Raw genomic sequence first — 12,956 nt, forward strand, 5'->3', positions numbered from 1 at the left:
GGCTCCGGCGCAGCCCGCGGTTTGAACGCTAGGTGCGACGGGTGACGCCGCACACAGCCGGATGTCGGGCCGTCTCCGGCCAGATGGGGCGTGCCCGGCTACGCCAAATGTCGCGCAGCGTTCGGGTGGACCCTGATGCGCGGCCGACAACGAGAGATTCTGTTGACGACATTGTTGACAATCGGAGCGGCCGGTCCCTAGCGTCGAGGCCAGGCCGTCGAGGAGGAGTGGCGTGATCGGATCGGGACGGCACGTCGCTGAGAGCGCGCTGCGGGCAGCGATCACCGACGGCGACCTGCTCCCTGGTGCTCGGCTCGTGGAGGCCGATCTCGTGGAGCTGCTGGGCGTCAGTCGTGGCAACATCCGGTTGGCCATCGACGCCCTGGCCGCGGAGGGCCTGGTCGAGCGGATCCAGAACAAGGGCGCACGCGTGCGGGTCGTCTCCACCGACGAGGCCATCGCCATCACCGAGTGCCGGATGCCGCTCGAGGGGCTGCTCGCCCGCAAGGCGGCCGAGCGGGTCACCGACACCGAGGCCGACCGGCTGCGCGCACATCTGCACACCATGACCGCTGCCGTCGACTCCGGCGACGTCCTGAAGTACTCCGATCTCATCCAGCAGCTGCACGGCATGGTCGGCGAGATGAGTCGCCACCCGATCGCCGCGGACCTGGTCGGCCGGCTGCAGGCACAGCTGGTGCGCCACCAGTTCCAACTGTCGTTGCGGCCAGGACGGCCGCGGGTCAGCCTCGGCGAACTCACCGCCCTCGTCGAGGCGATCGCCGACCGCGCCCCCGACCGGGCAGAGGCCGCCGCCGTCACCCACTTCCGCAGCGTCATCGCCGCGCTCTCCGAGCCGACACCCGGGAGACCCGCATGAGGACCGTCGTCGTCACCGATCCTCCCCGCGCCGACCCGGGCGATGCCGAGACGCTCGGCGGCTTCGGCGTCGCCACCGTCCACGAGGCGCTCGGCCGGGTCGGCTACCTGGGTCCGGAGCTCCGCCCGGCCTGGCCGGGCGCCCGGATCGGCGGCACCGCCGTCACCGTGCTCTGCTGGCCGGGCGACAACTTGATGATCCACGTCGGGGTGGAGCAGTGCCGTCCCGGCGACGTGCTCGTCGTCGCCACGAACTCCCCGTCCACCGACGGGCTGTTCGGCGAGCTGTTCGCGACCGCCTTGGCGCACCGCGGCGTCCGCGGGGTGGTGCTGGGGAGCGGGGTCCGCGACGTGGCGGAGCTTCGCGAGATGGGCTTCCCGGCCTGGTCGCGCGCCGTCAGCGCCCAGGGCTCGGTCAAGGCGACCGCCGGAGCCGTCAACGTGCCCGTCGTGCTCGGCGGGCAGACGGTCGCTCCCGGGGACGTGGTGCTCGCCGACGACGACGGCGTGATGGTCGTGCCACGCGCCGACGTGGCGCGGGCGCTGATCGCGTCGCAGGCCCGCGTCGACAAGGAGGCCGCCAGCCGCGCGGCCTTCCAGCGGGGCGAGCTGGGTCTGGACCGTTACGGCCTGCGCGACCAGCTGCCGGACTTCGGCATCGAGTACCTCCCTTACGAGAAGTGGGCGGAGGAGCCGTGAGCTACGACGAGACGGGCGTCCGGTGCACGATGCTGCGCGGGGGCACCTCACGCGGGTTGTACCTCGAGGCGCGAGACCTGCCGCTCGACCCCGCCGCGCGCGACCGCCTGCTGCTGCGCCTCATGGGCACGCCCGACCCTCGACAGATCGACGGGCTCGGTGGCGCCACGACACTCACCAGCAAGGTGGCGGTCGTGTCACCGTCGGACGACCCCGAGTTCGACGTCGACTACCTGTTCCTGCAGCTGGGTGTCGACGAGCCGACCGTGAGCGACCGGCAGAACTGCGGCAACATCCTCGCCGGGGTCGGGCCGTTCGCGGTGGAACGCGGGCTGGTGCCCGCGGCGGACGGCGAGACCAGCGTGCGCATCCGGATGGTCAACTCCGACAGTGTGGCCGTCGCCAGTTTCCCGACCCCCGGCGGACGTGTGGAGTACCGGGGCGACGTCGCCATCGCCGGGGTCCCCGGCACGGCGGCACGGGTGATGCTGGCGTTCACCGACACCGAGGGGTCGGCGACCGGTGCCTTGCTGCCCACGGGACAGGTGCGGGACACCGTCGAGGGCATCGGGTGCACCTGCGTCGACAACGGGATGCCGGTGGTGTTCGCCCTCGCCGGGTCGTTCGGGTTGACCGGGTACGAGACGCCCGAGGAGCTGCACGCCGACACCGCCCTGCTGAAGCGGATCGACGCGTTCCGCCGCAGGAGCGCCGAGCTGATGGGCATGGGAGACGTGTCCGCGGCCTCGGTGCCGAAGACGGTACTGCTCGCCGCGCCGCGCGACGGGGGGCAGGTGTGTATGCGGTCGTTCATCCCGGTGCAGCCGCACACCTCGATCGGCGTCCTGGCCGCGGTCAGCGTCGTCACGGGCATGCTGCTGCCGGGCGCGCTCGGCCACGACCTGACCGCGGACTGGCCGGCGGACACCTCGCAGGTCGACGTCGAGCACCCCACCGGCCACCTGCTGGTCGACGTCGTCGTCGACAGCTCGGTCCAGCCGCCCCGCGTCGTCCGTTCGGGCGTCGTCCGCACCGCACGCAAGCTGTTCGACGGCACCGCCTACCCCCGCTGAGAAGGAGCCCCTGTGCCCCCGCTGCACGACATCGCCCACCTCGCCCACGTCGAGCTGCTGACCGACGAGCCCGAGAAGTGCCTCGACTTCTACGTGCGCTACCTGGGCATGACGGAGAACGGCTCGGCCGGCGACTCGATCTTCCTGCGTGCGTGGGACGACTACGAGAACACGACGATCAAGCTCACCGCGGCCCCGCGACCGGGGGTGGGCCGGACCAACTTCCGGGCGAGCACCCCCGAGGCGCTGCAGCGGCGGGTCGACGCCATCCAGGCGACCGGGCTGGGCCGTGGCTGGGAGGACGGCGATCCGGGCTACGGGCCGGTCTATGTGTTCACCGACCCCGACGGGCACGAGATGGGCGTCTACTACGAGACGGAGTGGTACCGGCCGACGGGCGACCTGGTGCCGGCGCTGAAGAACCAGGCGCAGGCCTATCCCGGCCGCGGGGTGAGTGTGCGGCGGATCGACCACATCAACTACCTCGCGGTCGACGCGGTCGCCAACCGTGACTTCGCCGTCGACGTCCTCGGCGGGATGGTCACCGAGCAGATCGTGCTGGCTGACGGCGTCGCCGGCAGCTGGACGACGTTCACCAACAAGGGCTACGACGCCGTCTGGACCCGCGACGACACCGGCACCCCGGGCCGGCTGCACCACCTCTCCTTCGCCGTCGACAGCCGCGACGACGTCCTCCGGGCCGCCGATCTCGCGCTGGAGCACGGCGTCCACATCGAGACCGGGCCGCACAAGCACACGATCCAGCAGAGCTTCTTCCTCTACGTCTGGGACCCGGCCGGCAACCGGATCGAACTGGACAATCCGGGCGCCCGGCTGGTGCTCGCCCCCGACTGGCGGCCGATCGACTGGTCGGCGGAGGAGCGGGCCAAGGGGCAGGCCTGGGGGCTGCAGACCATCTCCACGTTCCACACGCACGGCACGCCGCCGGTGGGGGAGTGAGCGGAACGCACCGGAGAGGGAAACCACGTGATCATCGACTGTCACGGTCACTACACGACCGCCCCGGCCGCCCACACCGCGTGGCGTGAGCAGCAGGTCGCGGCGTGGGCGGCGGGCACGACTCCGCCGTCGTACCCCTCGATCAGCGACGACGAGATCCGGGAGACCATCGAGTCGAGCCAACTGCGGCTGATGGACGAGCGGGGCATCGACATCACGCTGTTCTCACCGCGGGCCTCGGCGATGGCGCCGCACGTCGGTGACGCGGCCGTGAGCCTCGAGTGGTCGCGCCGTTGCAACGACCTGGTCCACCGTGTGGCGACCCTCTACCCGAAGCGCTTCGTCCCGGTTGCCCAGCTGCCGCAGTTCCCCGGCGCCGGCCTCGGGGCGTCGATCGCCGAGCTGCGCCGCTGCGTCGAGGAGCTGGGGTTCGTCGGCTGCAACCTCAACCCTGACCCCAGCGGCGGATTCTGGACCTCGCCGGCGCTGACCGATCGGAGCTGGTACGCCCTCTACGAGGCCGCGATCGAGCTGGACGTGCCGGCGATGGTGCACGTCTCGGGGTCGGCCACGCCGGCGTTCCACGCGACCGGGGCGTACTACATCAACGCCGACACGACGGCTTTCATGCAGTTGCTGCAGGGCAACCTGTTCGGGGATCTGCCCGAACTGCGTCTGGTCATTCCACATGGGGGAGGAGCCGTGCCGTATCACTGGGGCAGGTACCGCGGGCTGGCCGACATGCTGGGGAAGCCGCCGGTCGAGTCGAACGTCATGGGCAACGTCTTCTTCGACACCTGCGTCTACCACCAGCCCGGGATCGACCTGCTCCTGGACGTGATCGACACCCGGAACATCCTGTTCGGCTCCGAGATGGTGGGCGCGGTCCGCGGCATCGACGAGCGGACCGGACACCACTACGACGACACCCGCCGGTACGTCGAGGCCGCGTTTGAGAAGACGACGCTGGACGGCGACGCCCGAGCGGCCGTGTTCGAGGACAACGCCCGACGGGTCTATCCCCGGCTCGCCCGGGCCCTTGCGGGGTGACTGGCCTGCGAGGTGACGACGTCGTGACCGCTGCACCGGGTCGCCGTCAGGCGCGGGTGCGGCTACGTCGATTGTCCCGGCCGGGATGCGACGGGGTCAGCGCCAAGAGAGGTCATCTGCGGCAGGGGGGAGAGCGGTCCCGGGGATAACGTCCACCGCAGAGGTGCCCTCGGGGTCACAGTCCCCGGTGCGCCCTCGTGGGCGGCCAGCCGGCCGCTGGATCCCGATGTGTTCGTGGAGGTGGCATGACGCGGCCCGCCGACGCCCAGCACGGCGTCCTGGTTCTCTCGTGTCTGGACGCGCCGGGCATCGTCCACGCGGTGTCCGGGGTGCTCGTGCAGGAGGGCTGCACGATCGTGGAGAGCCATCAGTTCGACAGTCTCACCAGCGGCATGTTCTACATGCGGGTCGAGTTCGCGCACTCCGACGGCTCACCGCTGGACTTCGACCGTCTGCGCCGGGCGATGGACGAGCCCGCGAAGTCCTTCCAGATGAGATGGCAGATGACCGATGCCGCAGAGCGCCAGCGCGTGCTCATCATGGTGAGCCAGTATGCGCACTGCCTCAACGACCTGCTGTTCCGCAATTCGATCGGCGAGCTGAACCTCGATGTCGTCGCGATCGTCTCCAACCACCCGACCCTCGAGGGGATTGCCACCTTCTACGGCGTCCCCTTCCACCACATCCCGGTGACTCGCGAGACGAAGCCCGAGGCCGAGGCAGCACTGCTCGACATCGTGCGGAGGGAGCGCGTCGACCTGGTGGTGCTGGCCCGGTACATGCAGATCCTCTCCAACGAGCTCTGCGACGCGCTCGAAGGCCGGACGATCAACATCCACCACTCGATGCTGCCGAGCTTCAAGGGCGCACGTCCGTACCACCAGGCGCACGACCGGGGGGTCAAGTTCATCGGTGCAACCGCGCACTACGTCACCGGAGACCTCGACGAGGGCCCGATCATCGAGCAGGAGATGCTCCGCGTCGACCACCACCTGAGCCCGGAGCAGCTCGCCGCGCGCGGTCGGGAGGCCGAGACCAGAGCCCTCTCGCACGCCGTCCGCTGGCACACCGAGAACCGCATCATCATCCAGGGGAACCGGACCGTCGTCTTCGAGTGAGGGGCGCGTCCACGACTGCGACGCCAGCGGCCGAGGACGCCGGACCCGGTCTCGGGAGCGGGTTGCCGCGGATCGAGGAAGGCGTGGTGGCCCCCTCTCGAGCTGGTCGGGCCCGGGGCTCCGTTTGTCGCGCGACGATCTGCGACAAACGTCGTGTGGGGGGCGACCGAGGCGACCGTCCGCACAGCCGTCGGATGCGGGGTGCCGCGCCTCGAGGTCGTCTCTAGCGTGACGGACATCACCCCGCTGGTCCGTGTGGCGGGTGACCATCCTCTGCTGCCGACGAACAGGACGCCCCCATGACCCGACGCACCGACGCACCATCATGGCGCCGCGCCGCAACCGCCTCGATGACCCTGGTCGCGGCGCTCGCGGTCCTGGCTGCCTGCTCGACGGCGAGCGACTCGACCCCCTCGGGATCCACCGGCCCGGGGAACGCCGTCTCCGCCGACGACCTCGCCAGCATGGAGGCCGAGCTGACGGAAGCGGCCAAGGCGCCCGTCTTCGCACCGCAGGGTCCGGCCTTCTCCGTGGCGAGCCTGGCGGGCAAGAAGATCCTCTCGATGCCCGTGAGCAGCCAGGTCAAGACCTGCGACACGATCTCGCGACAGGTCGTCGACATCGCCAAGAGCGTGGGCATGACGGGCAGCACCTACTTTCAGAACAACGGCGGCCCGCAGGCGTGGGTCCAGGGCATGAACCAGGCGATCAGCCAGCACTACGACGGGGTGGCCCTGGTCTGCGGGATCGACCCGGCAGCGCTCGCTCCCCAGATGAAGGCGGCCGAGGCGGCCGGCATCAAGGTCGTCGACCTGCACCTCGCCGACGTTTCGCAGCCGGCGTCCCCGCTGGTCGCTGGTCAGACCGACGGTGAGTTCAACAAGGCGATGCGCCTGGGCGTGGCTGCGGCGCTGACCCGGGCCAACGGCAACGCTGTCGACGCACTCGTGGTCACCTCCAACGAGAACCCGCCGTCACCCGGCATGGGCGAGACGGTCAAGAGCGAGTTCGCCAAGTACTGCTCGGCGTGCAAGGTGCAGTCCATCAACGTCTCGATCCCGGACTGGTCGACCAAGCTCCTCGGCGCGGTGCAGTCGGCGTTGGTGGCCAACCCGGACATCAAGGCGGTCTTCACCGTCTATGACGGCCAGTCGCCCTTCGTGCTGCCTGCCCTGAAGGCCTCGGGCCGAGACGCGGAGATGTACGCGTTCGGACTGACCCCCGAAGTCGCGCCGCTCATGGCCGATCCCGCCAACCAGATGGGCACCAACACGGGCCCGAGCGCCGGCTGGCTGGCCTACACCGGTGCCGACCAGCTGTTCCGGGTGATGGCCGGCCAGCCCGCGATCGAGGCCTCGAAGGCCTATGCCCCCTACCGGCTGTTCACCCCGGACAACATCTCCGACTTCACCGGGCCGGACGGGGGCTTCGGCACCGCCTACATCGACGGCTACCGCGCCCTGTGGCAAGACGCCCCGGCGCAGTGAGATGACGACGGCCCTCGACCTCCGGGACGTCTCCAAGGTCTTCGGCGCCACCCGCGCACTGTGGAAGGTGGATCTGACCGTCGAGCACCACGAGGTGCTCGCCCTGCTCGGTGAGAACGGGTGCGGCAAGTCGACCCTGGTCAAGGTGCTCGCCGGGGTGTGCGAGCCCGAGCCAGGTGCGCGGATGTCGGTCGACGGCCGCGAGGTCGCCCTCCCGATGGCCGCGGGGACGTCCGGTGGACTCGGCCTCAGCTTCGTCCACCAGGACCTCGGGCTCGCCAAGCCGCTCACGGTCGTGGAGAACCTGCTGGTCGGTTCCCTGGCGGTGCCCGGCCAGGCCCCGCACCGGATCAGGTGGCGGCGCCAGGTGCGGGCGGCCGCAGAGATGCTGGCCTCCTACGGTGTCGAGATCGACCCGCGGTCGGTGGTCGATCAGCTGCCGCCGGTCGACCAGGCGCTGGTCGCGATCGCCCGTGCCGCCGACCAGCTGCGCCGGTTCCGCGACACCACCGGAGCGACCTCGTCGGTCCTGGTGCTCGACGAGCCGACGGTGTTTCTGCCCGAGCAGGAGGTCGAGTTCCTCTTCGACCTCGTGCGGGAGGTGGTGGCGTCGGGGTCCAGCGTCATCTTCATCTCCCACGACCTCGGCGCGGTGCGCGCGATCGCCGACCGTGCCACCATCCTGCGAGACGGCCGGGTCGTGGCGACCACCTCGATGAGCGAGGTGACCGATGACGAGGTCGTCGAGCTCATCGTCGGCCCATCGGCGGCCGCCGCGTTGAACGAGGTGCGCAGCCGACCCGCGCCGGCCCCCGGTGGACGCGAGACACCGGTGCGGGTCGCCGGTCTCGGCGGCGGACGGGTGCGCGACCTGCACTTCGACGTGGCGCCGGGTGAGATCGTCGGGCTCGCCGGTCTGATGGGTTCGGGGGTCGAGGACGTGCCCTACCTCCTCTTCGGCGCCCGACAGGCCACCAGCGGGACCTTGACGTACGCCGACAGGGTCGTCGAGCTCGCCCACCAGCGGCCGATGGCCGCGGTGTCCATGGGGATGGCGCTGATCCCGGCCGACCGGCGCCGAGACGCCATCGCACCGGCCGTCTCGGTCGCGGAGAACATGATGATGCTCGTGTCGCGCCGCTTCACCCGGGGTGGTCGCCTGCGACTCAAGGAGCTCCGGCGGGCGGCGGACGCTCGCGCGGAGAGCCTCGACATCCGCCCGCGTCGTACGAGCCCACCCATCGGCACGCTCAGCGGCGGCAACGCCCAGAAGGTGGTGCTGGCCAAGTGGCTGGAGATCCAGCCCCGCCTGCTGGTGCTGCACGAGCCCACCCAGGGGGTCGACGTCGCAGCACGTTCCGAGATCTACCGGGTGATCGAGCGCGCGACCGAGACCGGCATGTCGGTGATCTGGGTGTCCAGCGACTTCGAGGAGCTCGCCACCGTGTGTCACCGCGTCGTCGTGGTCAGCGACGGCGTGGCCGCGGGCCAGGTCGATGCGGCCCAGCTGAGTCCCGAAGCCATCTCGACCGGTGTGTACGCCGCCGCTCGCGTCAGCACCGCCTCGTCCCTCTCGACCGCAGGAAGGGCCAGCTCGTGACCCCTGCTCCCACCACCGAATCCCGTCAGACCCCGCCGCCGGCGCCCGGTGGGCGGCCCGCCGACAAGCGGAGGGACGGCCGGTTGCTCGGCCAGGTGGCCGAGCGGACCGCGTTGCCGATAGCCCTCCTGCTGGTGGTCGTGGTCTTCTCGCTCGTCTCGCCCGACCGCTTCTTCACCACCGGCAACCTCACCAGCATCCTCGGGTCCCAGTCGATCCTGTTCATGCTGGCGCTGGCCGCGTTGGTGCCCTCGATGGCCGGCGACATCGATCTCTCGCTCGGCGCGACGGGGGCGCTGGCCGCCATCGTGGTCGCCGTGCTCAACGTCAACCACGGGGTGCCGATCGGGTTGGCCTGTCTGCTCGCGGTCGTCGCCGGAGCCGCCGCGGGAGGGGTCAACGCACTCTTCGTGGTCTGGTTCAGCACCGAGCCGTTCATCATCACCCTCGGCACCGGCACGTTCTTCACCGGACTGGTGTTCTGGTTGGCGAACTCCACCACCATCGTCGGGGTGTCCGGGAGCCTCGCCACCTGGACCTTCCTCACCCGGATCGCGACGATCCCCGTGCAGTTCTACTACTGCGTCCTCGTCATGCTGGTCATCTGGTACGTCGCCCGCTTCACACCGATCGGGATGCGCCTGCTGTTCGTCGGACAGTCCCGGGAGGTGGCGATCCTCAGCGGCATCAAGGCCAACCGGGTCCGCGCCGGGTCCTTCGTGCTGGGCGGCACCATCGCCGCACTGGCCGGCGTGCTGTATGTCGGCACGACCGGCTCGGCGGGCCCCTCGTCGGTCGACACCTTCCTGCTGCCGGCGTACGCCGCGGTGTTCCTCGGCGCGACCTCGATCGAGCCCGGTCGGTTCAACGCCCTCGGCACGGGGGTGGCGGTGTTGTTCCTGGCGACCGGGGTCGCCGGGCTGCAGCTGCTCGGGGCCCAGGACTTCGCCCAGCAGCTGTTCTATGGTGCCGCGCTCGTGGTCGCCGTCACGCTGTCGCGCCTGGTCCGCGGGTCGACGACGCGATGACGACATGACGAGCTCGAGGCGGCGGCCAGCGGCGTGGAGGGTGTCGCCCTGCTGACCGGGTGAGCACTTTTCCTCGGTGTCGTGTATCTTGACGTCAAGAGATATCGCTCCACGGCTACGCCGTTCGGTTAGGGCAGCCTTCCTTTTGCCCGGCTCACCGGCGGCGGCAGGATGGGGGAGCGATCAGGTGACGACGAGACTTCGAGACATCAGGAGATGACTGCTGTGGCCAGTCAGGACAGCTTCGGTGCCAAGAGCACCCTGGACGTGGACGGCAAGTCCTACGAGATCTTCCGCCTCGACGCGGTCGAGGGCGACGGTGTGGACGTCGCGTCCCTGCCGTTCAGCCTGAAGGTGCTGCTGGAGAACCTCCTGCGCACCGAGGACGGCGCCGACATCACGGCGGACGACATCTTGGCGATCGCCGGCTGGGACGCGGACGCCGACCCGAGCAAGGAGATCCAGTTCACGCCGGCGCGCGTGATCATGCAGGACTTCACCGGCGTCCCCTGCGTCGTCGACCTCGCCACCATGCGCGAGGCGATGGCCGACCTCGGCGGCGACCCCTCGAAGATCAACCCGCTCGCGCCCGCCGAGATGGTCATCGACCACTCCGTGATCGCCGACGTCTTCGGCACGCCCGAGGCGTTCGGCCGCAACGTCGAGATCGAGTACGAGCGCAACCGCGAGCGCTACCAGTTCCTGCGCTGGGGCCAGGGCGCCTTCGACGACTTCAAGGTCGTCCCGCCCGGCACCGGCATCGTGCACCAGGTCAACATCGAGCACCTCGCCCGGACGATCTTCACCCGCGAGGTCGATGCCCCTGACGGTGGGAAGAGCCTCCAGGCCTACCCCGACACCTGCGTCGGTACCGACTCCCACACCACGATGGTCAACGGCATCGGCGTGGTCGGCTGGGGCGTCGGCGGCATCGAGGCCGAGGCCGCGATGCTCGGCCAGCCGGTCTCCATGCTGATCCCGCGCGTGGTCGGCCTCAAGCTGTCCGGCGACCTGCCGGAGGGCGCGACCGCCACCGACCTGGTGCTCACGATCACCGAGATGCTGCGCAAACACGGCGTCGTCGGCAAGTTCGTCGAGTTCTACGGCCCGGGCGTCTCGGTGCTGCCGCTGGCCAACCGCGCCACGATCGGCAACATGAGCCCCGAGTTCGGCTCGACCATCGCGGTCTTCCCGATCGACGAGGAGACCACGAAGTACCTCGAGCTCACCGGTCGCTCGAAGGAGCAGCTGGCGCTGGTCGAGGCGTACGCCAAGGAGCAGGGCCTCTGGCACGACCCCGACGCCGAGCCGCGCTTCTCCGAGAAGCTCGAGCTCGACCTGGCGACCGTCGTCCCGTCGCTGGCCGGCCCCAAGCGCCCGCAGGACCGGGTCTCGCTGTCCGAGGCCAAGGACTCGTTCCGCACCGCGCTGGCCGACTACGTCGACGACGCCGGCGAGGAGAACGGGTACGACGAGGCCGTCGCCGAGTCCTTCCCGGCCTCCGACGCGCCGTCCAACGGTCACGGCGAGGCCCCGCCGAACGAGCTCGCGCACGCCCACCCGGCGCCCGGCGCCGGCCGGCCGAGCAACCCCGCCCAGGTGACCCTGGCCGACGGCACCAAGTTCGAGCTCGACCACGGCGCGGTCACGATCGCGGCGATCACGTCGTGCACCAACACCTCGAACCCGTCGGTCATGATCGGCGCGGCGCTGCTCGCCAAGAAGGCCGTGGAGAAGGGCCTCGAGCGCAAGCCGTGGGTCAAGACCACGCTGGCGCCCGGCTCGAAGGTCGTCTCCGACTACTACGAGAAGTCCGGTCTCACGCCGTACCTCGACAAGCTAGGCTTCAACCTGGTCGGCTACGGCTGCACGACCTGCATCGGCAACTCCGGCCCGCTCATCCCCGAGGTCAGCCAGGCCGTCAACGACAACGACCTCGCGGTCGTGTCGGTGCTGTCGGGCAACCGCAACTTCGAGGGCCGGATCAACCCGGACATCAAGATGAACTACCTCGCGTCCCCGCCGCTGGTCGTCGCCTACGCGCTGGCCGGCTCGATGGACGTCGACCTGTTCAACGACCCGCTGGGCCAGGACCAGGACGGCAACGACGTCTTCATGAAGGACATCTGGCCGACGTCGAAGGAGGTCGAGGACGTGATCGCCGACGCGATCACCTCGAAGATGTTCGACGACGGCTACGCCGACGTGTTCGCCGGCGACGAGACGTGGCAGTCGCTGCCGACCCCCGAGGGCAAGACGTTCGCCTGGGACCCGGAGTCGACGTACGTGCGCAAGCCCCCGTACTTCGACGGCATGCCCGACGAGCCCGAGCCGGTCACCGACATCGAGGGCGCCCGCGTGCTGCTCAAGCTGGGTGACTCGGTCACGACCGACCACATCAGCCCGGCGGGTGCGATCAAGAAGGACTCGCCCGCGGGCAAGTACCTCGCCGAGCACGGCGTCGACAACCGCGACTTCAACTCCTACGGCTCGCGCCGTGGCAACCACGAGGTCATGATCCGCGGCACCTTCGCCAACATCCGGCTGCGCAACCAGCTGGCTCCCGGCACCGAGGGTGGCTTCACCCGCGACTTCACCAACGGCGGCGAGGTCACCACGGTCTTCGAGGCGTCGGAGAACTACATCGCCGCGGGCACCCCGCTGGTCGTGCTGTCGGGCAAGGAGTACGGCTCCGGCTCGTCGCGCGACTGGGCGGCCAAGGGCACGTCGCTGCTGGGCGTCAAGGCGGTCATCGCCGAGTCGTACGAGCGGATCCACCGCTCGAACCTGATCGGCATGGGCGTCATCCCGCTGCAGTACCCGGAGGGCCAGAGCGCCGAGTCGCTCGGCCTGACCGGCGAGGAGGAGTTCTCCATCTCGGGGATCACCGAGCTCAACGAGGGCCGCACGCCCAAGACCGTCAAGGTCAAGGCGGGCGACGTCGAGTTCGACGCGGTCGTCCGCATCGACACCCCCGGCGAGGCGAACTACTACCGCAACGGCGGCATCATGCAGTACGTGCTCAGGAACCTCCGCAAGGCCTGATCCCACGCCGAGCCGGC

The 12,956-nt window shown here is 70.0% G+C and carries 10 protein-coding genes; all 10 read left to right on the forward strand.

Annotated elements, in window-relative coordinates:
* Nucleotides 1-232: 232 nt before the first annotated feature.
* The 10 genes from PD653B2_RS22955 to PD653B2_RS23000 all read left to right on the forward strand — a co-directional run bounded on the left by PD653B2_RS22955 (nt 233) and on the right by PD653B2_RS23000 (nt 12,939).
* A complete protein-coding gene (locus PD653B2_RS22955; RefSeq protein ID WP_085874747.1) occupies nt 233-880 on the forward strand; it encodes a GntR family transcriptional regulator in 648 nt (215 codons plus the stop codon).
* Nucleotides 877-1,578, forward strand: coding sequence for a 4-carboxy-4-hydroxy-2-oxoadipate aldolase/oxaloacetate decarboxylase (locus tag PD653B2_RS22960; protein WP_085874748.1), 702 nt, complete (start codon nt 877-879; stop codon nt 1,576-1,578). The genes PD653B2_RS22955 and PD653B2_RS22960 overlap by 4 nt, the downstream gene beginning before the upstream one ends.
* On the forward strand, nt 1,575-2,651 hold the full coding sequence (locus PD653B2_RS22965; RefSeq protein WP_085874749.1) for a 4-oxalomesaconate tautomerase: 1,077 nt from the start codon (nt 1,575-1,577) through the stop codon (nt 2,649-2,651). The genes PD653B2_RS22960 and PD653B2_RS22965 overlap by 4 nt, the downstream gene beginning before the upstream one ends.
* Nucleotides 2,652-2,663: 12 nt before the next feature.
* Entirely contained in the window at nt 2,664-3,611 is a 948-nt protein-coding gene (locus PD653B2_RS22970; RefSeq protein ID WP_085874750.1) for a VOC family protein, read from the forward strand.
* Nucleotides 3,612-3,638: 27 nt separating this feature from the next.
* Nucleotides 3,639-4,661, forward strand: coding sequence for an amidohydrolase family protein (locus tag PD653B2_RS22975; protein ID WP_085874751.1), 1,023 nt, complete (start codon nt 3,639-3,641; stop codon nt 4,659-4,661).
* Between the two features lie 245 nt (nt 4,662-4,906).
* Nucleotides 4,907-5,779, forward strand: a complete 873-nt coding sequence (gene purU, locus PD653B2_RS22980) for a formyltetrahydrofolate deformylase (protein ID WP_085874752.1) — start codon at nt 4,907-4,909, stop codon at nt 5,777-5,779.
* 299 nt (nt 5,780-6,078) lie between these two features.
* The gene (locus PD653B2_RS22985) at nt 6,079-7,266 is read left to right on the forward strand and encodes a sugar ABC transporter substrate-binding protein (protein WP_085874753.1); all 1,188 of its coding nucleotides are present in this window, start codon (nt 6,079-6,081) and stop codon (nt 7,264-7,266) included.
* A 1-nt stretch (nt 7,267) separates the two neighbouring features.
* Nucleotides 7,268-8,866, forward strand: coding sequence for a sugar ABC transporter ATP-binding protein (locus tag PD653B2_RS22990; RefSeq protein WP_165763587.1), 1,599 nt, complete (start codon nt 7,268-7,270; stop codon nt 8,864-8,866).
* Nucleotides 8,863-9,894, forward strand: a complete 1,032-nt coding sequence (locus PD653B2_RS22995) for an ABC transporter permease (RefSeq protein WP_133059090.1) — start codon at nt 8,863-8,865, stop codon at nt 9,892-9,894. The genes PD653B2_RS22990 and PD653B2_RS22995 overlap by 4 nt, the downstream gene beginning before the upstream one ends.
* Before the next feature lie 216 nt (nt 9,895-10,110).
* On the forward strand, nt 10,111-12,939 hold the full coding sequence (locus PD653B2_RS23000) for an aconitate hydratase (protein ID WP_085874756.1): 2,829 nt from the start codon (nt 10,111-10,113) through the stop codon (nt 12,937-12,939).
* Nucleotides 12,940-12,956: the final 17 nt, after the last annotated feature.

This window comes from Nocardioides sp. PD653-B2, from assembly GCF_002117935.1.
GTDB lineage: Bacteria > Actinomycetota > Actinomycetes > Propionibacteriales > Nocardioidaceae > Nocardioides.